Raw genomic sequence first — 25159 nt, 5'->3', positions numbered from 1 at the left:
CGGATGAGTCTAACGGCGGGCTTCTGTCGCCCCGTTGCCGCCGGACGAGAGCAGGCCCGCGAGCATCACGTCGAGGAGGAGCTCGCGGTCGGCGCCGTCGCCCAGTCGCACAGCATGCTCGACGCCGCACACGAGACGCTGCACGTGGCCGATCGTGATCCTCTCGCTCACCGCGCCGCTGCGCACCGCCCGATCGAGCACCACGCCTGCCGCAGTCAGGAGCTCGTCCCGCAGTGCGCTCACGGTGGGGGAGACATCCGCGGACACGAGGGTCGCCTGCAGCCCGTCGTGCTGCAGCTGCACGCCCACCGAGTCGCGAACGAGTGTCGCGACCGCCTCGCCGGGGTCGTCGATCTCGGATGCCGCGCGCGCGAGTTCGATGAGTTGCTCCAGCGCGTCGGTGTTCAGCGCCTCGACGAGCGAGGCAACTGTGGGGAAGTGGCGGTACACCGTGCCCACTCCGAGCCCTGCATCCCGCGCGAGATCGTTGAGTCGCAGGTCGGCGACCGGCACGGCTCGGGCGGTTTCGAGGATCGTCGCCCGTGATCGCGCTGCGTCGGAGCGGAGGCGGGTCATGGCACCATCGTAGCCGAAGCGGATGTTTCATCCGCTTGGTCTACTCTTAACCGGATTGCTTATCCGATTAGAGGAGAACAAATGACCTGGGACCCCGAACACCTGCCCGACCTTCGCGGCCGCGTTTATGCCGTCACCGGCGCAACGGCCGGTATCGGCTACTTCGCCGCAGAGCAGCTCGCTGCTGCGGGTGCGGAGGTGGTGCTCGCCTCGCGCTCTGCGGCCAAGATCGACGTCGCTGCCGACACCCTCCGGCACCATGTGCCGGGTGCCGTGACGCTTCCTGTGACTATCGACCTCGCCTCACTCGACTCGGTAGCGGCAGCGGCGGATGAGCTTGCGGCGCTCCCGCGGCTCGACGGCATCCTGCTCAACGGGGGACCAATGGAACTCTCGGCCAGGGCGAAGACCGTCGACAGCCTTCCGCTCATCCTCGGAGCCCACACGGTCGCGAATGTCGCGCTCCTGGCTCGCCTCCTACCCGCCCTCGCGTCCGGTGCTTCCGCTCGGGACTCTGTCGCGCGCGTCGTTCACACCTCCACCGGCTTCGTCGGCCTCTTCCCCACGGATGCCTCGGACCTCAGTTCCACACCCCGCATCGGCGTGCGTGCCTACACGAAGGCGAAGACGGTCACGGAGATCTTCGCGTTCGAGCTGGACCGGCGGCTGCGTGCGGCCGGCCTGCCCGTGGCATCCATCGTCACGCGTCCCGGTGTCGGTGTCGACGCTAAGACTCCGGAGCGCGCTGGTATTCGCGACTCGACCGTTCCGTACCGGCGTAACCCCTACACGCCGTGGGCTCAGGGCAAGGACTCTGCGGCGTGGTCGGGCGTGCGCGCCCTCGTCGACCCCTCCGCAACGGGCGGCCAGTACTACGCGCCGAGGGAGGGGAGGCGGGGAGTGCCCGTCGCCGTCGAGCCGTACCCGCACACCGCGGATCCGGACCCCGAACTCGCGACTCGCCTCTGGCGGGAGCTCGAACAGCTCGCGGGCGTGAGCTTCTCGATCTAGACGAACGCGGCCTTGCCGGTGATCGCCCGACCCACGATGAGCGTGTTCATCTCGCGCGTGCCCTCGTAGGAGTAGAGCGCCTCGGCATCCGCGAACGGGCGCATCGCCCCGTAGTCGAGCACGATGCCGTTGCCGCCGAGCGCCTCGCGGCACCAGGCGACGGTCTCGCGCATGCGACTCGTCGTGAACTCCTTGGCGAGTGCCGAGTGCTGGTCACCCTGCGTGCCCTCGTCGAGCATCTCGGAGACGCGCGTGACCATCGCGATCGACGCGGTGATGTTGCCGAGGCTCTTGGCGAGCAGCTCCTGGATGAGCTGGTGCGAGGCGATCGGCTTGCCGAACTGCACGCGCTCCTTGGCGTAGGCGACCGCCGCCTCGTAGGCCTGGATGGAATTGCCGACCGCGGCCCAGGCGACCTCGGCGCGGGTGAGGCGCAGCACGGCGGCGGTGTCGCGGAACGAGTTCGCGTTCTGCAGGCGGTTCGACTCCGGCACGACGACATCCGTGAGGGTGATGTCCGCGTTCTGGATGATCCGCAGCGAGCCCTTGCCGGCGATCGAGGTGGCCTCGTAGCCGGGGGAGTCCTGCGGAACGATGAATCCCTTGACCTGCCCGTCCTCGGCGTCCTTCGCCCAGATCACCGTGACGTCGCCGATCGACCCGTTGCCGATCCAGCGCTTCGACCCGTTGAGAATCCAGGTGTCGCCGTCGCGGCGGGCGACCGTGCGCAGACCCTGCGCGGAGTCCGAACCGGAGAGTGGCTCCGTCAGTCCGAACGCACCGAGGAGCTCAGCGGATGCCAGGCGCGGAAGCCATTCAGCGCGCTGCTCCGGCGAGCCGCACTGGGCGATCGCGCCCATCGCGAGACCGTTCTGCACGCCCACCAGGGTGGCTGCGCTCGCGTCGACCCTTGCCAGTTCCAGAGCCACCCACCCGCGGAACACCGCGGAGTTCTCGAACGGGCGGGTCTCCTCCCAGGCGAGTCCGTAGATGCCGAGATCCGCGAGACCCTGGTGCACCTCCGGGCCGAACATCTCGGCGCGCTCCCACAGCCCGTTGGCCACGGGTCGCACCGTCGCATCGAGGAACTCGCGGAGCGCGACGAGCTTGTCGAGCTCCGGTGCGGTGAGGCGGCTCTCGAAGCCGTAGAAGTCACTATCGAGGGTGGGGAAGGTCATGGTGAGCTCCGTTGCGTGGGGTCGACGAATGTCGCAGGCGTTACTCAACCAGCGTGCAGCCTGCCGTTTCCACACCGTTGTTAGGGTGATCCAATGCGTACAGGGGAGTGGGGCGGATGTTTGTAGGCATCACCAACGAGGCACGTGACTACGCGTGGGGAGGCGTCGGCGCGATCTCGCGCCTGTTCGGCCACGCGGAGTCCACCAGGCCGGAGGCCGAGCTGTGGCTGGGGGCGCACCACGGGTCTCCGAGCCGCGTGATCGGCGTGGGTGGAACGGATGCCGCAGCATCCGTCGATCTCGCCGAGTGGATCGCCGCCGACCCGACCAAGCGCGTCGGCGCGCACCGTGAGGGGCGCCTGCCGTTCCTACTCAAAGTGCTCGCCGCTGGCGGCCCGCTCTCGCTCCAGGCGCACCCCACGACGGAACAGGCCCAGGAGGGCTTCGCGCGCGAGAACGCGGCGGGCATCCCGCTGGATGCACCGCACCGCTCGTACAAGGACCCGCACGCCAAGCCCGAGCTCATCCTTGCCGTGAGTGACACCTTCGATGCCCTCTGCGGGTTTCAGGCCTCCGAAGAGACACGTGCCTCCCTGGAGCGGATGAGCGCGCTCGCGCATCCCGAGGAGCAGCGGGCCCTCGCTCGCATGCTCGATCGTCTCGGCGATGACGAATCGCTCAGGGCAGCCTTCGCATGGCTGCTGTCGCTCACCACGGGCGTCGACGACGTCATCACGGCGGTGTCCCACGTGGCCAGCAGGAACGCTGACGACTTTCCCGTGCAGGCGGAGCTCGCCGCTCTCTACCCCGGTGACCCGGGCATCGCGATCAGCCTCATGCTCCACGAGGTGACGCTCGCGAAGGGCGAGGCGCTGTACCTGCCGGCCGGCAACATCCACGCCTACCTGCACGGCGTGGGCATCGAGCTCATGGAGGCGTCGGACAATGTGCTCCGCGGCGGCCTCACACCCAAGCACGTGGATGTCGCGGAGTTGCTCTCCGTCCTCGACTTCACGCCGCGCTCCGCGCCGTACCTCGTGCCGGAGGTGCCTGTTCCCGATGTGCGGGTGTTCCGACCGGAGGATGCGTCCTTCGAGCTCATCGAGTTCGAAGGTGATGGCCCGTGCCCCCTGGACGGTCCCGCGATCGCGCTGTGCGTCTCCGGGTCGTTCATGATCTCCGGTCGCGACTCCGTGACGCTGTCCCGGGGCGAGGCGGTCTACGTGACCCCGGACGAGGGCGATCTCACCGTCGAGGGCACCGGTCAACTCGTGGTGGCGACAACCGTCTGAGTGGCGCAGCGCGCCTAACCAGGCGTTGTGATCACGTTATCGATGTTATCAATCGGTGACACATTCTCACCCTATGCTGGCGCTATGCGACCCCTTGCGATAGCTGCCCTGACTGTGCTCCTCCTGGCTGGGTGCACGGCCACCCCACAACCGGAGCCCACGCCAACGCCCACGGCGACCCCGTCTCCCACGCCCACTGCGGCTGCGGTGCCAACCTCAACGGTTCCCCTGACCTGTGAGGAACTGCTCACCGACGCCGAGGCGTCCGAGGCAGTGCAGAGGCCGGTCACCCTGCGTGATCCCGTCTACACCCGTACTGGGCTCGCGGGGGCAGCTGAGGCGCAGGCGGGCATGCTCACGTGTGCGTGGTCACCGGAGGGGTCCACTGCGCTGCCCTCGACCCTCACGGTCTCAGTGCTGTCGGGGGCCGCGGAGGACTTCGCGTCGCCCGAGACTGAGCACTACAGCGAGGGATGCGACGGAGTGCAGCCGCTGATCCGCTGCACCACCGACCAGCTCGCGGGCGAGTACTGGTTCGTGGCATCCGCCCATGACGCCGAGGCGCCCGCCGAGCGAACCAGTGCTGCGGCCTCGAGCCTCTTCGCCGAGCTCGGGTCGACTCTGGCGGAACGGCTGAACACGGCCGGTCCTTCGAACCCGCCGTGGGAGGCGCCCGGAACCGGCTTCCGTGCCGCGGCGTGCGACGAGGGTGAGGGCGCGCCATCGTCGGTTGACTACCAATCCGACTACGCGATCGAGCGCGCTCCCTTCACCCGATGCTTCCTTGCGGATCAGTGGGTATTTGGTTCGCTCGCCGATGGCGAGTGGGCCATGGGCGATATCGTCGCCGCGCTGCCCAGCGCCGGCAAGGAGATGGGCAGGTGGGAACCCATCGAGATCCCCGGCACCGACAAGGCACTGGTCGCATCGGGAGAGGCCTGCGCGGCGCTGGTCTCCATCGAGGGTGCATTGATCTCAGTCGGCGGACCACTCGTGCTCGACGGCGATCAGGCGAGCTGTGCGCAGTTCCAGCGCGACCTGCCGGGCCGCCTCCAGGAGTTCATCGCCGCTGGTTAGCCAGCCTCGCGCTCGCCGAAGGCTCGCCGGTACGTCATGGGCGAGACCTGGAGCACACGCACGAAGTGATGCCGCATGACGGCGGCCGACCCGAAGCCGGTGCGCTGGGCGATCGTCTCGAGACCGAGATCGCTCTGCTCGAGCAGTTGCTGGGCCCTCAGGAGCCGCTGGCGGTTCAGCCAGGCGGCGGGCGTCGTGCCCATCTCGGCGCGGAAGCGCCTGGCGAAGGTGCGGCTCGACATGAGCGCCTTGCGGGCGAGCTGGTCGACCGTGAGATCCTCGTGCAGGTTCTCGAGCATCCACTCGGCCACGAGCGCGAAGGAGTCACTCGTGGCTTCGGGGATCGGGGAGTCAATGTACTGGGACTGGCCGCCCTCGCGCTGCGGTGGCACCACCATGCGGCGCGCGATCACGTTCGTCGCCGCAGCTCCGTGCTCCTTGCGCACGATGTGCAGTGCGGCATCGATCCCCGCCGCTGTGCCGGCGGATGTCACGACCTTGCGATCCTCGACGAAGAGCACATCGGGGTCGACGGTCGTGTGCGGGTACATCGCCGCGAGCCTGTCGGTGTGCATCCAGTGCGTCGTCGAGCTGCGCCCGTCGAGGATGCCTGCCTGTGCAAGCGTGAAGGCGCCGCTGCACACGCTCAGAACCCACGCCCCGCGCGCCTCCGCGTCTCGGATCGCCTGGAGGAAACGTGGGTCGACGTGGTCGATCTCGTGAGCGGGCACCGCGAGAAGATCGGCGTCGGCAGCCAGTGACAGGTCATCGAGGATGTGCATGTCGTATCCCAGGCTGGTCCGGACGGGCCCAGGGTCGGCAGTGACGATCGAGAACTCGAAGGCCGGACCGCCGGTGTCGCTGCGATCGACCCCGAACACCTCACACACGACCCCGAACTCGAAGGGCGCGACTCCGGGGATGGCCAGCAGCACGACTTTCCTGAGCACGATGCCTCCCATGGCAGCAAGTGGCGGATCTCTCGTAATCCTGCCACCCGTGGCGGGATTCCACAATTCGTCCCGTTACTGCCACGAGCATTCCCGATAGCGTTGGGGCATGACCTGGCTCGTAACTGGTGGTGCTGGCTACATCGGATCCCACGTCGTTCGCGCGCTCCTGGACGCGGGAATGCGTCCGGTCGTTCTCGACGACCTCTCCACGGGGCACGAGTCGTTCGTCCCGGAGGACGTGCCCTTCGTGCGCGGCTCGCTCCTCAACGGCGGCTTGCTGATCGACGCCATGCGTGAGTACGACGTGACGGGTGTCATCCACGTCGCAGGCTTCAAATACGCGGGAGTCTCCGTCACCGAGCCGCTCCACACCTACGAGCAGAACGTCACCGGAACAGCACGCCTTCTTGCGGCGATGGAGTCGCACGGCGTGGATCGCATCGTCTTCTCGTCCAGCGCGGCCGTCTACGGCACCCCCGACGTCGATCTCGTCACCGAGGACACCCCCAAGAACCCCCAGTCGCCCTACGGCGAGTCCAAGCTCATCGGTGAGTGGCTGCTGCGCGACCAGGGTGTAGCCCGCGGCCTGCGCCACACGTCGCTCCGCTACTTCAACGTGGTGGGGTCCGGCGACCCGATGCTGTACGACTCGAGCCCCCACAACCTCCTGCCGCTCGTCTTCACAGCCCTCCTCGAGGGCCGCACCCCCCGCATCAACGGCAACGACTACCCCACTCCTGACGGAACGAACGTGCGTGACTACATCCACGTCGCCGACCTGGCGCTGTCCCATGCGGTCGCCGCTCGGCGGCTCGACGCCGGGGAGCCCCTGGAACCCGCGTACAACCTGGGCTCCGGCGACGGATCGTCGGTCGGCGAGATCATGAGGGCGGTCGCGGATGTCACGGGCATCCCCTTCACCCCGGAGATTGCACCGCGTCGCGCTGGCGACCCCGCGCGGATTGTCGCAGCCGGAACCCTCGCCGCCCGCGACCTCGACTGGCAGATGCGGCATTCGCTCGTCGACATGGTCGAGACCCAATGGATAGCGACTCGCGGCGCGTCACGTCCCTCGGAGTAGGGTCCAGCGACTTATCATCTGCGACTTGACGGGAGGGTAACTACACGGGTGTAATTATCCCTAACGGTTTCACGCGCTTCGGGTGGGCCGGAGGGGAGACGAATCATGGCGGCTATCGAGCACCGCAGCACGCCACACGGCCCGGGGGTCCCTGACAACTGGTTCGTAGACCCGGTACGACTCGGAGTTCCGGGCGTCCGACAGGTCACGGACGATGAGGAGAACCCTCTCGCCTGGCAGAGCGACTCGCTCTGCGCGCAGACCGATCCTGAGGCCTTCTTCCCTGAAAAGGGCGGGTCTACTCGCGATGCCAAGAAGATCTGCGGCTCCTGCGAGGTGCGCACGCAGTGCCTCGAGTACGCGCTGGCCAACGACGAGCGCTTCGGAATCTGGGGCGGACTGTCGGAGCGGGAGCGTCGCAAGCTCCGCAAGCGCGCCTGATCAGCATTCTGCGGCTCGCTGTGGCGTCAACTCCTTCCTGTGGATAGTCGCGAGCGCCGTGTCACGCCGGGGATGAGCAAGTCCGGCACTTAGTCTCGATCTGATGCAGCCGAGAGTCACCGCAGTTCTCGTCGCCCGCAACGGCGCCGAGTTCCTGCCGAGAACACTTGCCGCCCTTGCGGCCCAGCTTCGGCGACCCGATTCCGTCGCGCTCGTCGACGCCGGATCGACGGATGCCACGAGCGCACTGCTCGCCGACGCGGGCAACGTCATCACGACGCCGGGCCGTCGCTCCTTCGGTGGGGGAGTCGAGCACGCGCTGCAGGTCTCGGGGCAGCAGCAGTCCGACAACGAGTGGCTCTGGCTCCTCGCCCACGACAACGCGCCGGAACCGGGAGCACTCGCAGCCCTCCTCGGTGCTGTCGAAGTAGCTCCTTCGGTGGCGATCGCGGGACCTAAGCTCATGCGCTGGGATGACGCATCCATCATCGCGAGTTTCGGCGAGACGATCACGACATTCGGCAAGTCGGTTCCGCTCGTCACCGACGAACTCGACCAGGCGCAGCACGACGTGCAGAGTGACCAGCTCGCGGTCGCGGCGGGCGGGATGCTCGTGCGCCGCTCGGTGTGGGCAGCCCTCGGCGGTTTCGACCCGGCGCTTCCCTCCGCGGATGCAGCGCTCGACTTCTCCGTGCGCGCGCGCCTTGCCGGGCACCGAGTGATCGGCGTTCCCGCGGCACGTGTGGCGAGCGCTGGCCCGCCGGAGCTGTTCGGGCGTCGTTCGTTGCCCGAGGGCACGAGGACGCGCATCCAGCGCTCGGCCCAGCTCCATCGCAGGCTTGCCTGGGCGCCGGCGTTCGCGGTACCCCTGCACTGGCTCACCCTCGTCCCGCTCGCGATCGCTCGATCTCTCGGGCATTTCATCGCCAAGCGGCCCGGGTCGGTCGGCGGCGAACTCGCTGCGGGCTTCACGGCGGCCTTCGACGGGTCGATCCCCGCGGCCCGGAGCCGCATGCGACGCAATCGTGTCCTGGGCTGGGCGGCCATCGCGCCGCTGCGCATGCCGTTCTCCGAGGTGCGTGAGCGGAGGGCGCACGAACGTGCCGCCTCCGTGATCGAGTCGACGGGCATCCGCGAACGTCCCGGCTTCTTCGCCGGAGGGGGAGCGTGGGTCGTGCTCCTCACGATCCTTGTCGGACTTGTGGCGTTCGGGCGATTCATCAGCGCGCCCGCCCTCGCCGGCGGCGGACTGATCCCCCTGTCATCGACGGTCTCGCAGCTCTGGTCGAACATCGGGTACGGCTGGCACGACATCGGCGCCGGGTTCGAGGGCGCGGCCGATCCGTTCACCTACGTGCTCGCCGTCCTCGGCAGCCTCACCTTCTGGTCGCCGTCGTTCTCCATCGTGCTGCTCTACCTCGCGGCGATCCCGCTTGCGGCCCTGGCCGCGTGGTGGTGCGCTGCGGCGTTCTCGCGCCGGGGCTGGGCTCCCGCGATCGCCGCCTTCGCGTGGGCGGTGGCGCCTCCGTTCCTCGCCTCGCTGAACGGTGGACACCTGGGCGCCGTGATAGCGCACATCCTGCTGCCGACGTTCGTGCTCGCCCTCTTCCGTGCCTCGCGCAACTGGTCGATGTCGGCGGTTGCGGCACTGTTGTTCGCGGCGGTAACCGCGGCAGCCCCGATCCTTGCGCCTGCCCTCCTGGTGCTGTGGCTAGCGTGGATGCTCGCCCGCCCCCGCTCGATCCACAGGATCATCGGCATCCCCCTCCTCGGTGCTGCGCTCTTCGCACCGATCGTGATGGACAAGCTCGGGCGGGGCACGTTCGCTGCGATCTTCGCCGAACCCGGAGCCCCCGTTCTGCGCGAGGCGGTGTCCGCGTGGCAACTCGCGGTGGGATCCCCCGGGGAGGCACTGCACGGCTGGGACCAGCTCCTGGCGGCCCTCGGTCTCGCCCCGGCGGTAGGCCCGATCGTCGTGATCGCGATGCTCGCCCCGCTCGCCATCCTCGCCGTGCTCGCACTCTTCCTGCCGAGCACCGTGCGGGCCATCCCCGCGCTCCTGATCGCGCTGCTCGGGTTCGTGACCGCTGTCGTGGCGACCCACGTCGAGGTGACGCTCGTCGGGTCGCAGGCCACTCCGATCTGGCCTGGCGCGGCACTCAGCCTCTACTGGTTGGGTCTCGTCGGTGCCATGGTCGTCGCGCTCGAGACGCTCGCCACCCGGGCGGCGGTTCCCGCGTGGCTGACCGGTATTGCGCTGCTCGGTCTCGCTGCGCCCCTCCTCGTGGCCGCGGCATCCGGCACCGTTGCCGTCACCGAGAGCAGCGGCAGGCTCCTTCCGGCGTTCGTGACGGCCGAGGCCGGCACTCGCCCGACCCTCGGCACTCTCGAGCTCACCGCCCAGTCCGACGGTGGGCTCGCGCTCACGGTCCACCGCGGCGAGGGCACGACACTCGACGAGCAGTCGACGCTGGATGCCACGAACACCGAGCTGGTCCCGGGCGACGAGCGACTCGCGGTACTCGCGGGCAATCTCGCCTCGCGCAGCGGGTTCGACATCGCCGCGGAACTCGACGACCTTCAGATCGCGTTCGTTCTCGTTACGCCGGGTGCCACGACGGAGGCGGGTATCGCCGTGCACCAGCGCACCACGGAGTCGCTTGACGGGAACCGCCTCCTCACTCCCGTCGGCGATACAACTCAGGGCTTCCTGTGGGCCTACGAGGCGCTCGGTGACGGCGAGGCTCCGTCCGGCCCCGGACCCCTCGGCACCCGGTGGGGAATCACCGTGCTCGTCGTCCAGGGAGTCATCCTGCTCATCACCGTGCTGCTCGCGATCCCGACGACGCGCCGTAGGCGCGTGCACACGTCACGCGGGTCCGACGGTCCTGATGCATCGGACGTGACCGACGAGGACGCCCCGGAGCTCCCGACTGAGGAGGCCCGACCGAATGAGTGACATCGAACCCACCGGTGAGACCGTCGAGACCGACAGCTTCTTCCCCGAACAGGACGAGGACGTCCGTGAGGTGCGCGAGGAGCGCACACCCATCACGGCGCGGGGGATGGCGATCCTGGGCGCGCGCGTGGCCACGGGGGCTGTCGGTATCGCCGTGGCAGCCGTCGTCGTGACCTCCGCTGCGCTGCTTCCCCTCCCCACCGTGACCGCCGTCGCCCCGAGCGAGGTCGTCGTCCCCGTACCCACCGCCCAGCAGCTCGTGTGCCCCGGTTCCGTGCTCCGTCTCTCGGATGACACGGGCCAGGGCGCGACGCAGGCCTCCGCCGTCGGCACACCGGAGCTGAGGAGCGACTCCAGTTCCGGCGACGTCGTGCAGGACCCGTTCGTCGAGTCGGACGCCGGCACGGGCGGCACCGAAGCGGCCCCCCAGATCATCAGCACCCCGCCGGATCCGGCAGACCCCAGCCAGCGCATCCTCATCAGTGGCGCACAAGCGCAGACCGTGGGCGCGGGCGACTTCGTCGGGCTCGCCATGGGCAACTGCACGGCGGCATCGGCGGACGCCTGGCTCGTCGGTGGTGCCACGATCGTCGGCCGAACGACGCTCCTGACCCTCAGCAACCCCACCGAGGTGCCCGCGACGGTCGACCTTGAACTGTTCGGCGAATCCGGGCCCATCACCGCGCCAGGAACGAGCGGCATTGTTGTCCCCGCGAGCGGCCAGCGGGTGCTCTCGCTCGCCGGATTCGCGCCAGAGGTGGAATCGCCCGTCGTCCACGTCACGAGCGTCGGCGGCCAGGTCGTGGCAGAGCTCCAGGAGACGATCGTCCGCGGACTCCGGCCCGGTGGCGTGGATGTGTTCGGCGCCTCGACACCGCCCTCGCTCGACACTGTCATCCCCGGCCTCACCATCGAGGGCGCCGCCGACATCGAGACGACGCTCGGCATCGGTCCCGGCTTCGAGGATCTCCAGACGGTCCTGCGCGTGTTTGTCCCTGGCGACGTGGAGGCCCAGTCGACCGTCCGCGTGACGCCGGAGGACGGCGTCGGCACGGGAACGTCCTTCGACTTCACCTTCGACGCAGGACGAGTGGTGGATGTCCCGATCCCCGAGCTCGCCGATGGCCGCTACACCGTGCGCGTCGAGTCCCAGGTGCCCCTCCTCGCGGCAGCGCGTGCGTCGGCCGCGGCAGGGCAGCGGACGGACCTGGCCTGGTTCGCGGCATCCCCGGAGCTCACCGGCCCCACGCAGGTGACGATCGCCCCGGGCCCCGCCCCCGTCGTCCACATCGCCAACACGGGAGCCGAGCAGGTCACCGTGACCCTCACCAACGCGAGCGGTGACGACATCTCCGTCGATGTCCCGCCGGGAACCTCGGTGCACCGCAAGGTGACCCCGGGAGCGACGTACCTCCTGGAGGGCTTCACGGGCAGGATTCATGCCGCCGTGACCGGTCTCGCCGACGGGGCTGTGGCGCACTACACGGTCGCGCCGCCGGGAGTCGGATCCAGTTCGATCCTGATCTACCCGTAGGCATCGATCACCGGCGACCGCCCTCTACAGGTGCCGGAAGCGCTCCGGGGCCAGGTCCCAGGGGTCCTTGCCGAGCAACTCGGCGACCGCGCGGAACACGCAGCTCTCGATCATCATGCGCTTGTGCACCTCGTCGTACTTGTGCAGGCGCGACAGGCGCTCGATGGGCAGGCGGTAGAGCACGACCCTGCGCTCGAGCGCATCCGTCAACCAGCGATCGACCACGGGCCCACCACTGAGCTCGGCCGGGAGGCCGGCGACCTCGAACGTCACGCTCGAGAGCTCCTCCGGCCACAACTCGCGAAGGTACTCGGCCGTCGCCGCCACGGTCATGTCGAAGACGTCGGCGCGACTGTTGAGGAGAGGCAGATGCGGCCCCGTGACAGCCGAACGGATGCCGCGGCCATGCCGGTCCCGCCACCCTGTCCTGGCAGAACCAGCCCCGTCCCGCTTGCCCGTTCTCGCCATCACTCCAGTCTACGACCGGGCATCGGCGTTGCTCCCCGCGCGCACGGCCCGCGGGTCCTAGGCTGTCGCTCACGATGAGCGAGATCATGAGTCGCGAGGTCAGCGACGTGGAACTGAGCGATCGGCCGTGCAGCAAGGTCGCCTGCAACGCGGAAGCCGTCTCCACTCTCACCTACGTCTACGCCGACTCGATGGTCGTGCTCGGGCCGCTGAGCGGTTCGGCCGAGCCGCATTCCTACGACCTGTGCGAGCGCCACGCTGAGCGACTCTCGGCTCCGCAGGGTTGGCAGGTCGTGCGCCATGTAGTTTTGGGTGCGTGATTTCTTCTCGCCCTGCCATCCGCGCCGTCGTCTTCGACCTCGATGACACCCTCGCGGAGTCGAAGTCGACTATGCACCCCGATATGAGCGCGGCGCTCGCCGCCCTGCTCGAGCGCGTCGAGGTCTGCATCATCTCCGGGGGCCGCTTCGAGCAGTTCCAGGCACAGGCCCTCAACGGCTTCGAGGCCAGTGAGGACGCCCTCGGTCGACTGCACCTGATGCCGACCTGCGGCACCCGCTACTACCGCTGGGGAGACGGTGACTGGGCGCTCCAGTACGCCGAGGATCTGAGCGACGACGAGAAGTCGCGTGCGATCGCTGCGGTGGAGGAGGGTGCGCGAGCGCTCGGTCTGTGGCATCCGGAGCCCTGGGGGCCCATCGTGGAGGACCGCGGCAGCCAGATCACCTTCTCGGCGCTCGGCCAGCAGGCACCGGTGGCCGAGAAGGTCGCGTGGGACCCGGACGGCGCCAAGAAGCGCGCCCTGTGGGAGTACGTCTCACCGCGCCTGCCCGACCTCGAGGTGCGGGGCGGCGGCTCGACGTCCATCGATATCACCCGCAAGGGCATCGACAAGGCCTACGGCATCGCCAAGCTGCAGGAGGCCCGTGGTTACGCGCTCGACGAGCTGCTCTTCATCGGCGATCGTCTCGACGAGACGGGCAACGACTACCCGGTGTACGCGCTGGGCGTGACATCCGTTCCCGTGCACGGATGGCGCGATACCCACGCCGCCGTGACCGCCCTCGTGGCGTGGCTCGACGAGCCATCGGGCGAACTCCCCGTTACGACCCTCCCGCCTCTGGGAGAATAGGTCCATGACCACCGCAACCACCGCACTGCCCTTCAAGGTCGCAGACCTCTCCCTCGCCGAAGCGGGCCGCCACCAGATCCGCCTCGCCGAGAACGAGATGCCCGGCCTCATGGCCCTGCGCGAGGAGTTCGGACCCACCCAGCCGCTCGCCGGTGCCCGCATCATGGGTTCGCTCCACATGACCGTGCAGACTGCGGTCCTCATCGAGACGCTCGTCGCTCTCGGCGCGAAGGTGCGTTGGGTCAGCTGCAACATCTTCTCCACGCAGGATGACGCGGCCGCTGCCGTCGCCGTCGGCCCGACCGGAACCGTGGATGCACCCGCCGGTGTTCCCGTCTTCGCGTGGAAGGGTGAGACGCTCGAGGAGTACTGGTGGTGCACCGACCAGGCGTTCGACTGGAGCGCAGAGGCATCCGCCGCGGGTGCCGACTTCATCGGCCCGAACATGATCCTCGATGACGGTGGGGATGCCACCCTCCTCGTGCACAAGGGCCGCGAGTTCGAGCTCGCCGGCGCCGTGCCGCAGAAGCAGGACGGCGACAGCCAGGAGTACGGCGTCATCCTCGACCTGCTGCGTCGCTCGGTCGCCGAGAGCCCGAACCGCTGGACCACCATCGCGGCCGAGATCCAGGGCGTCACGGAGGAGACCACGACGGGCGTTCACCGGTTGTACGAGCTCGCCAAGTCCGGCGACCTGCTGTTCCCGGCCATCAACGTCAACGACTCCGTCACCAAGTCGAAGTTCGATAACAAGTACGGCATCCGCCACTCCCTGCCCGACGGCCTCAACCGCGCGACCGATGTGCTCATCGGTGGCAAGGTCGCCTTCGTTGCCGGCTATGGCGATGTCGGCAAGGGCGCCGCTGAGGCCCTGCGTGGCCAGGGCGCTCGCGTCATCGTGAGTGAGGTCGACCCGATCTGCGCGCTGCAGGCTGCGATGGACGGCTACCAGGTCACCACCATCGAGAGCGTCATCGACCAGGTCGACATTTTCGTGACGGGAACCGGCAACGAGAACGTCATCACCGTCGATCACCTGCTCGGCATGAAGCACCTCGCGATCGTCGCCAACGTCGGCCACTTCGACAACGAGATCGACATGGCCGGCCTCGAGTCGCTTCCCGGCGCCGAGAAGGTCGAGATCAAGCCGCAGGTGCACGAGTGGCGCCTCCCGTCGGGCCGCAGCGTTCTTGTGCTGTCCGAGGGTCGCCTCATGAACCTTGGCAATGCGACGGGGCATCCCTCGTTCGTCATGAGCAACTCGTTCACCAACCAGGTGCTCGCCCAGATCGAGCTGTGGGTCTACCGCGACCGCTACGAGAAGAACGTCTACGTGCTGCCGAAGCACCTCGATGAGAAGGTCGCGCGCCTGCACCTCGACGCGCTGGGCGTCGTGCTGACGGAGCTGACGCCCACGCAGGCCGCCTACATCGGCGTGCCCGTGGATGGTCCGTACAAGGTCGACCACTACCGCTACTAGCGCGGCTCGTGGCGCGACGGCATTCGCCGCCGTCGCGCCTACAAGGTCGACCACTACCGCCACTAGCGCGGGCGTGAGGCTTCGATAGCGCCGGGCTACTCAGCTATCGCTCGGGCCGCTAGCGCAGGCCGATCGCGCGCACGAGCATCGCGATGAGTTCGTTCCCGGAGACGTCCCATTTCTTCTGGGCGAGGTGCCCGGCCAGTTCCATGCCCGCAATCCCGTACGCGCTGGAGAGCAGTAGGGCGCCCACCCGCCGGGCATCCTCGTGCCCGACGATGTCGGCGACGATCTCGATGAAGTCGTCCTGGGACCTGCCAGCCGCGGAGATCAGCGATGCCTCGTCCCCAGAGGGAGGCGGCGTGAACATCAGTGCGTAGAGGTGCGGATCGTCCCGGGCGACGTTCACGAAGGCGATGAGCGCGCGCTCAAGCCTCGCCTGAGGTGTGAGGTCTGCGTCAGTTCTCAACGCGGCGAGGTCGTCGGCGAGCCGGTCCCACGCGTCGATGGCGAGCTGCGTGAGGAGTTGTTCCTTGTTAGCGAAGTGCCCGTACGGCGCTCCCCGTGAGACTCCAGCCCGCGCGCCCACAGCCCTGAGGGTTACACCATCGGGCCCGCCGTCACGAAGCAGTTCGGATGCCGCAGCCAGGAGCGCGAGGCGTGTGGCGGCTGCCGTCTCCGCTCGAGTGACCATGCTGAACATTCTAGTTGACAATGTCACTTGAATCGCCGATCATTTTCATATGACAACGTCACATAAAAATGAACTCATCGTGATCTCCGGAGCATCAACCGGCATGGGGGCAGCCACCGCACGCGACTTGGCAGCGCGCGGCTACCACGTGTTGGCGGGTGTCCGGTCGGAGAAGGATGCCAACGCCGCCAGTGCCGCAGGCATCGAACCCGTCCTCCTCGACATCACCGTGCCGGACCACATCAGCTCACTCGCGGCGCGGATCGACGGCGACCCCAACGGTCGTCAACTCCGCGCGATCGTGAACAACGCAGGGATCGCCATCAACGCCCCCGTCGAAGCACTCCCACTCGAGCAGTGGCGCCAGCAGTTCGAGGTGAACCTCTTCGGACACATCGCTGTGACCCAGGCGTTGCTGCCCTTCCTTCGTCGGAGTCACGGGCGAATCGTCAACATCAGTTCCGTCGGCGGAAAGATCTCCCTGGGCACCTACGGCGCCTATGCGGGCGCCAAGTTCGCGTTCGAGGCGGTGAGCGATTCGCTCCGTCGAGAACTTCTGCCGCAAGGCGTCCAGGTTGTCGTGGTGGAACCCGGCGGGGTCAAGACGGAGATGACGGGGCGGGGGATCGTCCGTGCGCGCAGTTTCGTCGATGATCTGGATTCGCGTCAGCGCGAGCTCTACGGCCCACTCATGCAGGCCGTCATGAGTCATGCAGCGGCATTCACCGAGTCCGGGGTCTCTGCGGAGAAAGCCGCTTCCGTCATCGCCACGGCTGCGACGGCCGCACGACCCAAGACCCGGTACACCATCGGCAGGGATGCCGCGATGATGACGCGACTCGCCAGGGTGCTGCCCGATCGAGTTCTCGATCGGATCACAGCGGCAGACCTTCGCCCCCACTTCCCGACGGTGAGTACCGCGCACTAGTAGCGCAGTTGGGGCTTAACCGCGGTCGGGGAAGCCCCTCGGCATGCCGGTGAGCGTGGGCGCGAGGCGCTCGAGCCCACGCTTCTCCTGCTCGAGGGCGGCGCGCTCGCGGTCCCGGCGCACCGAGGCCACGGCGGCGATGAAGAGCTCCGGATCGCTCGCCGGGAGCGGCGAGACGTAGGCCGCGGCCTCGTTCGCGAGGTCCAGGGCCAGGCGCTGCCGCGTGGCGGGCGTGAGTGCGCCGGCCTGGGAGAGGAACTGCGCGATCCGTCGGGCCAGCGCATCGGGCATCCGGGCCACGTCCGCGGTCAGCGACCACGCGTGCAGCTGGTACGGCACCCCGTACACCGGCCGCACCTCCTGCGCGACGCGCTCGTTCTGGCTGTAGGTACCGGCGACGAGGTCACCGAGGCGTCGGGATCGTGAGTTCAGCAGTGCGACGATCGCGGCGCCACCACCGAGGGTTCCGAAGATCTCGAATATGCCCGTGAACGCTCGGATGAGAGCGTGCCGGAAGCCGATCGCACCACCGTCGTCCCTGACGATGCGCGCGCCGACGGCAAGTCGACCGAGTGACTTGCCTTGGGTGAGAGTCTCCACCGCCGTCGGAACGCCCACGATCGCGGCCGCGAGACCGACCACGGAAAGAGCCGTCAGCATCGCGTCGTCGAGACGCAGCGAGTCCGCCACGCTGAACAGGACCCACAGCAGCAGAAGGTACCCGCCGAAGTAGGCGATGAAATCGATCGCAGCCCCAGCGGCACGCAGGATGAAGCTCGTCGGGCGCAGGTCGAGTGCCACGGCCTCACCGATGATCAGCTCGTTCGGGCGCTCGTCATGAGCGATCGCGTCAGTGTTCAGTGCCGCGTCAGAACTGAGGGTCGCTCTGGCCATGACATCATTTAATCAGAATGGATCTCGACGCCTACTCCGCCGCCCACCGCGATGAGTGGGATCGCCTTGCCGAACTTGGGTCGAAGCGCCGTTTCTCCGGTGCCGAGGCCGACGCGCTCATCGATCACTACCAGGCCGGGGCCAGCCAACTTTCGGCCATTCAGACGACCGTGGGCGAATCCGTTCCCGGTGATCGCTTGTCCCTCTCCCTCAGCCGCGCACGGCTTCGATTCACCGGGGCGTCGGCCAACGTGCTCAGTCAGATGCCTCGATTCTTCGTGGCGCAGCTCCCTGCGGCCCTGTACCGGATCCGTTGGTTCTCGCTCGCGATCGCTGCCGCTTTCGTGCTCATCGCGGTTCTCTGCGGCTGGTGGGTTGCCTCGGATCCCGCCGTCCTTGCGCAGATGGGCAGTCAATCCGAGCTCGAGGCGTACCGACAGCAGTTCATCGACTACTACTCCGAGTACTCTGGCACCTCGTTCACGAGCGTGGTTTGGACCAACAACGCGTGGCTCGCTGCCCTCGCCATCGCCTTCGGCATCACCGGCGTCTATCCGCTGTACCTGCTGTTCAACAACGCCGTGCAGCTCGGCATGAGCGGGGGCGCAATGGCCTCCGTCGGCGCGCTGGACGATTTCTTCCTGTACATCGCGCCACACGGCCAGCTCGAGCTGTACTCGATCTTCGTTGCCGGCGCGGCGGGACTCCGGCTCTTCTGGGGGTGGATCGCGCCAGGCGGGCGCACCCGTGCCCAGGCACTCGCGCACGAGGGCCGCTCCATGTTCACGATCGTCGTGGGTCTCACCATCGCGCTTCTCATGTCCGGCCTCGTGGAGGGCCTCGTCACCCGCCAGGACTGGCCGTGGCCCATCAAGATCGGCATCGGCACGATCGTGTTCGCGACCTTCCTCTTCTACCAGTGGGTCATCGGACGTCGCGCCTACCGCGCTGGCGAAACCGGGGACCTGGACGAGTTCGAGGCCGGCGCGCGGCAGCTCGTCGCGGGCTGACGCGAGCCGCGGCATCCCGCCTCGGGTATTGCGCCTTAAAGAGCGGATGCCCAGAACCGAAGCCCCGGGCATCCCCTGCAGAAGCGGCTAGGCGCTCTTCTTGCTGTCGAACAGTGCCGAGTAGGTGAAGCCGGCGATCAGTGCGCCGACGATCGGCGCCACGATGAAGACCCACAGCTGGAGCAGTGCGTCGCCGCCGCCGTAGATTGCCGTGGCGATCGAGCGGGCCGGGTTGAACGAGGCGTTGCTCACGGGGATCGCGACGAGGTGCAGGAGCGTAAGGGTGAGGCCGATCGCGAGGGGCGCGAAGCCGGTCGCCGAGCGACGGTCGGTGACACCGAGGATCACATAGAGGAACACCGCGGTGAGTACGACCTCGGTCACGATCACGGAGATGAGGCCGAATCCGCCGGGGGAGTGGTCGCCGTACCCGTTGGAGGCGAAGCCGTCGGCCTGGAAGCCGGCGAGCATCCCGGAGGGGCCGTTGGATGCGATCACGAACAGCACGGTTGTGGCGAGGGCACCACCGATGATCTGGCCGACGATGTAGTAGGGGGTGTCCTTCCAGGCGAAACGACCGGATGCCGCGGCACCGAGCGTCACGGCAGGGTTGAAGTGTCCGCCCGAGATGTGGCCCACTGCGTAGGCGCCCGCGAGGACCGCAAGGCCGACCGCGAGTGCAACACCGAGCAAGCCGGTGTTGGGGGACGAGAAGAGGGCGGTGCCGATCACACCGCCGACGAGCAGGAACGTGCCGAAGATCTCGGCGGTGACGCGCTGGGGGAGTGACGCGCTGGTATCGACGTCGATTTCAGCATCGGCAACTGGCTTGGCCATGGCAGGACCCTTCCGTAGACAACGAGGTACGCCCCGAGCCTAGTGGAGGGGCTTCACCTACAGGCGGCCTGCGGCTTTCAGTGCAATATAGCGATCCGCAAGGGCCGGAGGAAGATCCTGCGGGGCGCCCGTGACGACCTCTCCGCCGAGCTGGCGGACGGCCGCGGCGACGCGGGCCTGGTCGAGGAGCGCGCGCTCGGCGGCGGCCGCCCCGTACACCTCGTCGCGAGTCGAACGGTGGAGCGTGGCATCCAGCACCGTGGGGTCGGTCACGGACGAGACGACCACCGTGTGCTTGCGCGTGAGCTGTGGCAGCACGGTGAGGAGGCCACGCGAGGCACCAGGCGCATCGATCGTGGTGGCGAGCACCACGAGGGCATGGTGCGACGTCACCGACCGGACGAGCCCGGGGATCGAGGCCCAGTCCATGTCGATGAGTTCCGGCTCAACGGGTGCCATGGTTGTCACCATGCGCGAGAGCAGTTCAGCGCCGGTCGCGCCCTGCACGCGCCCGCGGAGGCGCCGATCGAAGATCACGAGATCGACGCGGTCGCCGGCGCTCGACGCGAGGGCGGCGAGAAGGAGCGCCGATTCGAATGCGGTGTCGATGCGCGGCTCGTTGTCGATGCGGGCGGCGGAGGTGCGACCGGAGTCGATCACGATCACCACGCGCCGGTCGCGCTCGGGGCGCCACGTGCGCACCACGAGCGCACCTCCGGGCGACGCGGACCGTCTCGCCGTCGCGCGCCAGTCGATGGACCGCACGTCGTCGCCGCGAACGTAGTCGCGTAGGCTGTCGAACTCGGTTCCCTGCCCCCGCACCATGACGCTCGTCGCACCGTCGAGCTCGCGCAGTCGCGCCAGCCTGGAGGGGAGGTGCTTGCGTGAGTTGAACGGCGGCAGCACGAGGAGCGAGTCCGGAGCGCCGAGCGTCGCCTGGCGGGCCCAGAGGCGAAGCGGGCCGTACGAGCGCAGCGTGACGTGGGTGGTGCGCCGATCCCCGCGACGGAACGGTGTCAGCGTCGTCGTGCGCGTCCGACGCTCTCCTGGCGGGATCGTGACCGGGTGCCGAGACGGCCGCGCACCCGCTGAGGGCTGCCAGCCGTCGCGCACGACGCCGCGGATGGTGCGGCGCCCCAGGTTGGTCACGGTGAGCACGGATGCCGCGGACTCCCCGAGCCGCACCCGTCCGGGCAGCTCGCGCGAGAGGCCGACCTGCCGGGGTGACCCGGCCAGCAGCAGGTCCACGGCCCCGAGCGCGACGGAGCCCAGGAGCCACCACACGGGCACGAGGGGGTCACCGAGGATGATCGTGGGCAGCACGCCGGCCACGACGAGGAGGACGAACCATCCTGAAATCGCCAACTACCTCACTCCTCCCGTGGTCACTGTCGTTCGAGCATCTCGGGGACTCCGCCCACGATTAGATCGGCACCTGCACCTGCTGGATGATCGAGCGCAGGATCGTGTCGGCGGTCACGCCCTCGAGCTCCGCCTCGGGGCGCAGTTGAATGCGGTGACGCAGCACGGGCAGGGCCATGGCCTGCACGTGGTCGGGTGTGATCGCGTCGAAGCCGTTGAGCCATGCCCACGCCTTGGACGCGGCGAGCAGCGCGGTCGATCCTCGGGGGCTCACACCGAGCTTCACGGAGGGGCTCTGGCGGGTCGCTCTCGCGAGGTCGACGGCGTAGGCGAGAACGTCCGCAGATGCTCCGACCGAGGCGACGGCGGCCTGGGCTGCGGCGAGCTGCGTGGCATCCAGCACGGGCGTGACCCCGGCGGCGCGCAGGTCGCGCGGGTTGAAGCCCGCCGCGTGGCGCTGCAGCACCTCGACCTCGTGCTCGCGAGCGGGTAGTTCGAGGGTGAGCTTCATGAGGAACCGGTCGAGCTGCGCCTCGGGGAGCGTGTAGGTGCCCTCGTATTCGATCGGGTTCATGGTCGCCGCGACCATGAAGGGCACGGGAAGCTTGCGCGTGATGCCGTCGGCGGAGACCTGCCGCTCCTCCATCGCCTCGAGCAGGGCGGACTGCGTCTTCGGGGGAGTGCGGTTGATCTCGTCGGCGAGCAGGATGTTCGTGAACACGGGCCCCTCGCGGAACTCGAACTCGCCGGCCTTGGAGTCGTACACGAGCGAGCCGGTCAGGTCGCCGGGCATGAGGTCCGGCGTGAACTGCACGCGCTTCGTCTCGAGCGCGAGCGCATGGCTGAGGGTGCGCACGAGCAGCGTCTTCGCGACGCCCGGCACGCCCTCGAGCAGCACGTGGCCCCCGGCGAGAAGCGTGATGGTCAGGCCGGTGACGGCGGCATCCTGACCGACGACGGCCTTGCCGACCTCGGCTCGCAGACGCAGGAACGACTCGCGTAGCTGGGTATCTGTCATGACTGGATTATCTCCCGGTAGTGGGTCGGTCGCCGTGCGATCACGGGCTGGTGGGTCACGGGCGGAGCGCTCGCGTCACGTCGTGTTCGAGCGTGAGGAGAGCATCGGAGTAGGCGATGAGGTCGCGATCGGTCTGGGGCTGCGCGTCGACGAGGAGGCGATGGATGTCAGCGGGCTGGGCGCCGGTGAGCCCGGCCACCGCGGCCACGACCTCATCGACCGTCGCGACCCGCGGCAGGCCGCACAGAGCCGCGAGCCGCTGGATGCTGCCGATGCGGAGCGCATCGAGCGCTCGCAGGCGCGACGATGATCGCGAGTAGAGGCGCGCTCGCCCCAGCATCGTCTCGCTGGACTTGACGGTGACCGGCAAGTTCTCGATGACGAGCGGCCCGAGACGGCGCCCGCGCCAGATCGCGGCAACGATCCCGGTGATGATGAGCAGAATGATCACGGGCGTGACCCACGGAGGGGTAAGGTCGGCCAGCGACTCGTCCACCTCGAGGTCGGCGAAGCCCGGCAGGTACCACACGAGGTTCTCGTGCTCCCCGAGTAGACCGAGCGCGAACGCCGCGTTGCCATTCTCGACAATGAGTTCGTTGGTGAGTGCTCCGACGGCGCCCAGCGCGATGAAGCTGGTTCCGTCGCGCCGCAGCTCGATGACGGAATACACATCGTCCCCGCTCCCGAGGCAGGTGATCGCGTCGGCGTCCTCGTCGATCACCCGGTAGCCCGTGCCGTCGCCCGAGACCGTGCCTGCGCGCTCGACGGGGGGCAGCGCGCAGTCGGCATCGAGGATGCCATCGACCGCACCAGCCTGGGTGAGTTCCGGTGCCACGGCCTGCAGCGCGGCGAACTCGGGATCCATGAGGATCACCGTGTCCGCCAGGCCCACGGCCTCGCGGAGCTTCGACTCGTCGAGAAAGAGCGCGGCGTCGTAGATGACGAGGGTCGTGGTGGTGCGATCGGTCACCGCATCCCTCGCGTCATCGAGCGACCGTGCGACCGAGACATCCACGCCCTGGTCGCGCAGCACCTCGGCCAACGCCATGGTTCCCCCCGGGGCAGGGCTCTCCGGGTCCAGCGGCGCTGCATCGCCGGCGGAGCCGACGGAGGCGAACGCGATGAACGCGACGAGCAACACCACGAGGCCTGCTCCCACCCAATAGGCCCAGCGACGAGCCGTGGTGCCCAGACGCGGGGTCAGCGCAGGAGCCTGCTCGAGTGTGCTCGTCACGAGGACACCGCCTCGGCCTGGGCCCGCGCTCGACGCACCTCGGCCCGGCGCACCTCAGATTCCAGGGCAGCGACCTGGTCGTACTGTGCCTGGGTGCCTTCGCGCCCGAGGTAGCGAACCTCATCGAACGCTGTGGCGGATGCCACGAACCTCTCGCCGAGCGCAGGCAGCTCATCGCTCGCCCGCGCCGCGAATCCGCTCGCCGTCGTGCCCGGCGTCGTCGACAGCACGCCCCGTTCCGCCAGCCCCCTGGCGATGGCGCGGAACATCTCGGCAATGGCCGTGGACCAGTCCGAACGCGCGGCCGCGGCCTGGGCATCCCGTCGCATCGCGGCGGCATCCCGCTCGTCGTCCTCGCCGAACAGGGCACCCGTCACGCTGCTGCGGCGGTTGAGCTTGGGAACGCCGAAGACGAGGAGGGCGACAATGATCGCCGCGACCACGAGCACGAGCACGATGCCGAGCCCGAAGGCGGGAGGTCCCTCCACCGTTCCGATCTGGAGCGAGTTCAGCCAATCCCAGAACGCCTGGGCGAGCTGATCGAAGAGCGTCGGGCGAGCCGCCTGGTACTGCGGTCCCGACAGCTCCTGGACCAGCCAGTCCCTGGCCTGCTCGACGTCGGGATCGACCGGGACATCGAGGGGGAGCACGATCACGCGGTGGTCGGTGCTGCCTGTCGCAGCAGGTAGGGGTCGGGCACCGGTACTCCGGCCTGGCGCGCCTCGACGAAGCGGGCGAGTTCGAGGTCGAGCCCCTCCTTGCGCATCCGGATGTCGATGTAGATGAGGGCGGTCGTAGCGGATTGCACGACGGCGCTCACGGCACCGATGGCCACCGAGACGAGGATGCTCAGGATGTAGGCGACCACGACGACCGCTATGGCCACCCCTTCGTCCGCCTGGGGGTTCACGAGCCCTCCCGCGAGCCCGACGACGAGGGTGAGGGGCAGCGAGACGATGTTGGAGACGGCGGAGATGATGACCGCCACGAGGAGCTGGATTCCGAGGGTCTTCCAGAAGTAGCCGGTGGTGAGCGACCAGGAGCGCCGGATTGCAGAGCGGATGCTCAGACGCTCGATCACGATGGCAATCGGGACGAGGCAGAGGCGGGTCCACAGCCAGGCCCACAACACGACCGCTCCGAGGGAGGAGAGGACTCCCAGCAGCACGGCGACGGCGATTCCCGCGCTTCCACCCAGGGTGGCGATCAGCACGATCAGCAGTACGACGAGGGTTGCGGCCACCGTCACGACCAGCGTGGCCAGGAGCGACCATCCGATGAGTGCCCAGATCCGTCCCTTGGCCGCGCGCAACAGCCCGCGAAGAGGGAGCTTCTCGCCGAGTGTTCCCCTCGCCACCTCGAGCACCACGACTCCCTGCAAGATCGCGAGAACGGCGATGGAGAGGGCGATCGGGATGAGCGAACCCAGCAGTGCGGCGGCAACCCCTCCCGCGGCGATGGCGTCGGCATCCTCACCGGTTGCCGCCGTGACCCGGCTGATTCCCCAGAACGTGAAGAACCCCAGCACGAAGAGCGTCAGGAGAAAGACGGCCCCCGTGAGCAGGAGCGAGAATCCGAACATCGGCCGCGGGTTGCGGCGGAGCACCTGGAAGGAGGCGCCGAGCAGAGTGCCGAGGGTGAGGGGGCGGAGGGGGATGAGCCCGGGTTTCGGCGGAGGCGTCCATCCGGTGCTGGCGGCGGGGTTCGGCCCTGTGGCTGGCGCGCCGGCCGGTGCCCCGAACTGCGGAGCCGGCGGACCGAACGGCGTGGCGGGAGCGCCAGCGGGTGGCGGCGCGATCGGCGGAACGGGCGGAACAGGTGACGAAGCGGGTGGGACGGGTGGAGTGGTGGGCTCAGGCTGCGGCTGGGGGGCTCCCGGTGCCTGCCACGGGCTGTTATCGGTCACCGAACACCTTCCACCGTTCACTGTGGGTTCCCAGAGCCGCGGTGCATGCTGAGAACCGAGCCCATTCTTGGTATTCATGCTTTCACACTCGGCT

24 protein-coding genes are annotated in these 25159 nt (G+C 68.5%); 12 read left to right on the top strand and 12 right to left on the bottom strand.

Features of this window, described 5'->3' with window-relative positions:
- Window positions 1-9: 9 nt before the first annotated feature.
- Entirely contained in the window at window positions 10-576 is a 567-nt protein-coding gene (locus HDC94_RS13480) for a TetR/AcrR family transcriptional regulator (RefSeq protein WP_179498408.1), read from the bottom strand.
- A gap of 81 nt (window positions 577-657) precedes the next feature.
- Here HDC94_RS13480 and HDC94_RS13475 point away from each other — a divergent pair, with 81 nt between their 5' ends.
- The gene (locus tag HDC94_RS13475) at window positions 658-1587 is read left to right on the top strand and encodes an SDR family NAD(P)-dependent oxidoreductase (RefSeq protein WP_179498406.1); all 930 of its coding nucleotides are present in this window, start codon (window positions 658-660) and stop codon (window positions 1585-1587) included.
- Here the strand turns inward: HDC94_RS13475 and HDC94_RS13470 are convergent.
- Window positions 1584-2765 (bottom strand): acyl-CoA dehydrogenase family protein, encoded by a 1182-nt coding sequence (locus HDC94_RS13470; protein WP_179498404.1) that lies wholly within the window; start codon window positions 2763-2765, stop codon window positions 1584-1586. The two genes, HDC94_RS13475 and HDC94_RS13470, sit on opposite strands and share 4 nt — an antisense overlap.
- 116 nt (window positions 2766-2881) lie before the next feature.
- Here HDC94_RS13470 and manA point away from each other — a divergent pair, with 116 nt between their 5' ends.
- Complete coding sequence (manA, locus tag HDC94_RS13465; protein ID WP_179498402.1) at window positions 2882-4057, top strand: mannose-6-phosphate isomerase, class I; 1176 nt, start codon at window positions 2882-2884, stop codon at window positions 4055-4057.
- Window positions 4058-4141: 84 nt separating this feature from the next.
- Complete coding sequence (locus HDC94_RS13460) at window positions 4142-5134, top strand: hypothetical protein (protein ID WP_179493704.1); 993 nt, start codon at window positions 4142-4144, stop codon at window positions 5132-5134.
- Here HDC94_RS13460 and HDC94_RS13455 read toward each other — a convergent pair.
- Entirely contained in the window at window positions 5131-6096 is a 966-nt protein-coding gene (locus HDC94_RS13455; RefSeq protein WP_179498400.1) for a GlxA family transcriptional regulator, read from the bottom strand. The genes HDC94_RS13460 and HDC94_RS13455 overlap by 4 nt on opposite strands.
- 97 nt (window positions 6097-6193) lie before the next feature.
- Here HDC94_RS13455 and galE point away from each other — a divergent pair, with 97 nt between their 5' ends.
- The 4 genes from galE to HDC94_RS13435 all read left to right on the top strand — a co-directional run bounded on the left by galE (window position 6194) and on the right by HDC94_RS13435 (window position 12102).
- Window positions 6194-7168: a UDP-glucose 4-epimerase GalE gene (gene galE / locus HDC94_RS13450; protein ID WP_179498398.1), complete on the top strand. Its 975-nt coding sequence runs from the start codon at window positions 6194-6196 to the stop codon at window positions 7166-7168.
- A gap of 105 nt (window positions 7169-7273) precedes the next feature.
- Window positions 7274-7609, top strand: coding sequence for a WhiB family transcriptional regulator (locus HDC94_RS13445; RefSeq protein ID WP_179498396.1), 336 nt, complete (start codon window positions 7274-7276; stop codon window positions 7607-7609).
- A gap of 103 nt (window positions 7610-7712) precedes the next feature.
- Window positions 7713-10568 carry a glycosyltransferase family 2 protein gene (locus HDC94_RS13440; protein WP_179498394.1) on the top strand — a complete coding sequence of 952 codons (2856 nt, stop codon included), beginning with the start codon at window positions 7713-7715 and terminating at the stop codon, window positions 10566-10568.
- On the top strand, window positions 10561-12102 hold the full coding sequence (locus tag HDC94_RS13435; protein ID WP_179498392.1) for a DUF5719 family protein: 1542 nt from the start codon (window positions 10561-10563) through the stop codon (window positions 12100-12102). Before HDC94_RS13440 ends, HDC94_RS13435 begins: the two co-directional genes overlap by 8 nt.
- Window positions 12103-12126: 24 nt before the next feature.
- Here the strand turns inward: HDC94_RS13435 and HDC94_RS13430 are convergent, their stop codons facing one another.
- Window positions 12127-12570, bottom strand: coding sequence for a metallopeptidase family protein (locus HDC94_RS13430; RefSeq protein WP_179498390.1), 444 nt, complete (start codon window positions 12568-12570; stop codon window positions 12127-12129).
- A gap of 74 nt (window positions 12571-12644) precedes the next feature.
- Here HDC94_RS13430 and HDC94_RS13425 point away from each other — a divergent pair, with 74 nt between their 5' ends.
- Genes HDC94_RS13425 through ahcY form a run of 3 tightly spaced genes read left to right on the top strand, consistent with a single transcriptional unit; the run spans window position 12645 to window position 15182 of the window.
- A complete protein-coding gene (locus tag HDC94_RS13425; protein WP_257021670.1) occupies window positions 12645-12890 on the top strand; it encodes a DUF3499 domain-containing protein in 246 nt (81 codons plus the stop codon).
- Window positions 12887-13702, top strand: coding sequence for an HAD-IIB family hydrolase (locus HDC94_RS13420; RefSeq protein WP_374757275.1), 816 nt, complete (start codon window positions 12887-12889; stop codon window positions 13700-13702). The genes HDC94_RS13425 and HDC94_RS13420 overlap by 4 nt, the downstream gene beginning before the upstream one ends.
- A 4-nt stretch (window positions 13703-13706) precedes the next feature.
- Complete coding sequence (ahcY, locus tag HDC94_RS13415; protein WP_179498388.1) at window positions 13707-15182, top strand: adenosylhomocysteinase; 1476 nt, start codon at window positions 13707-13709, stop codon at window positions 15180-15182.
- Between the two features lie 118 nt (window positions 15183-15300).
- Here ahcY and HDC94_RS13410 read toward each other — a convergent pair whose 3' ends face one another.
- Window positions 15301-15876, bottom strand: a complete 576-nt coding sequence (locus tag HDC94_RS13410) for a TetR/AcrR family transcriptional regulator (protein WP_179498386.1) — start codon at window positions 15874-15876, stop codon at window positions 15301-15303.
- A 49-nt stretch (window positions 15877-15925) separates the two neighbouring features.
- On the opposite strand from HDC94_RS13410, the gene HDC94_RS13405 reads away from it, so the two are divergent.
- Window positions 15926-16804, top strand: coding sequence for an SDR family oxidoreductase (locus HDC94_RS13405; RefSeq protein WP_179498384.1), 879 nt, complete (start codon window positions 15926-15928; stop codon window positions 16802-16804).
- A gap of 15 nt (window positions 16805-16819) precedes the next feature.
- Here HDC94_RS13405 and HDC94_RS13400 read toward each other — a convergent pair whose 3' ends face one another.
- On the bottom strand, window positions 16820-17698 hold the full coding sequence (locus HDC94_RS13400; RefSeq protein WP_179498382.1) for an RDD family protein: 879 nt from the start codon (window positions 17696-17698) through the stop codon (window positions 16820-16822).
- Window positions 17699-17715: 17 nt separating this feature from the next.
- On the opposite strand from HDC94_RS13400, the gene HDC94_RS13395 reads away from it, so the two are divergent.
- Window positions 17716-18708: a stage II sporulation protein M gene (locus HDC94_RS13395; RefSeq protein WP_179498380.1), complete on the top strand. Its 993-nt coding sequence runs from the start codon at window positions 17716-17718 to the stop codon at window positions 18706-18708.
- Window positions 18709-18795: 87 nt separating this feature from the next.
- Here HDC94_RS13395 and aqpZ read toward each other — a convergent pair whose 3' ends face one another.
- Genes aqpZ through HDC94_RS13365 form a run of 6 tightly spaced genes read right to left on the bottom strand, consistent with a single transcriptional unit; the run spans window position 18796 to window position 25065 of the window.
- Complete coding sequence (aqpZ, locus tag HDC94_RS13390) at window positions 18796-19545, bottom strand: aquaporin Z (protein WP_179498378.1); 750 nt, start codon at window positions 19543-19545, stop codon at window positions 18796-18798.
- A gap of 57 nt (window positions 19546-19602) precedes the next feature.
- Window positions 19603-20910 (bottom strand): DUF58 domain-containing protein, encoded by a 1308-nt coding sequence (locus HDC94_RS13385; protein WP_179498376.1) that lies wholly within the window; start codon window positions 20908-20910, stop codon window positions 19603-19605.
- Window positions 20911-20968: 58 nt separating this feature from the next.
- Window positions 20969-21925, bottom strand: coding sequence for a MoxR family ATPase (locus HDC94_RS13380; protein ID WP_179498374.1), 957 nt, complete (start codon window positions 21923-21925; stop codon window positions 20969-20971).
- A gap of 55 nt (window positions 21926-21980) precedes the next feature.
- Window positions 21981-23159: a DUF4350 domain-containing protein gene (locus tag HDC94_RS13375; protein WP_218870593.1), complete on the bottom strand. Its 1179-nt coding sequence runs from the start codon at window positions 23157-23159 to the stop codon at window positions 21981-21983.
- Window positions 23156-23815 carry a DUF4129 domain-containing protein gene (locus tag HDC94_RS14925; RefSeq protein WP_179498372.1) on the bottom strand — a complete coding sequence of 220 codons (660 nt, stop codon included), beginning with the start codon at window positions 23813-23815 and terminating at the stop codon, window positions 23156-23158. Before HDC94_RS14925 ends, HDC94_RS13375 begins: the two co-directional genes overlap by 4 nt.
- Window positions 23812-25065, bottom strand: a complete 1254-nt coding sequence (locus tag HDC94_RS13365) for a hypothetical protein (protein WP_257021669.1) — start codon at window positions 25063-25065, stop codon at window positions 23812-23814. The genes HDC94_RS14925 and HDC94_RS13365 overlap by 4 nt, the downstream gene beginning before the upstream one ends.
- Window positions 25066-25159 lie beyond the last annotated feature (94 nt).

Origin of the sequence: Leifsonia sp. AK011, from assembly GCF_013410945.1 — a bacterium.
GTDB lineage: Bacteria > Actinomycetota > Actinomycetes > Actinomycetales > Microbacteriaceae > Rhodoglobus.
Note: the sequence above shows the minus strand (reverse complement) of the source record. Positions and strands in the feature narration are given on the sequence as shown.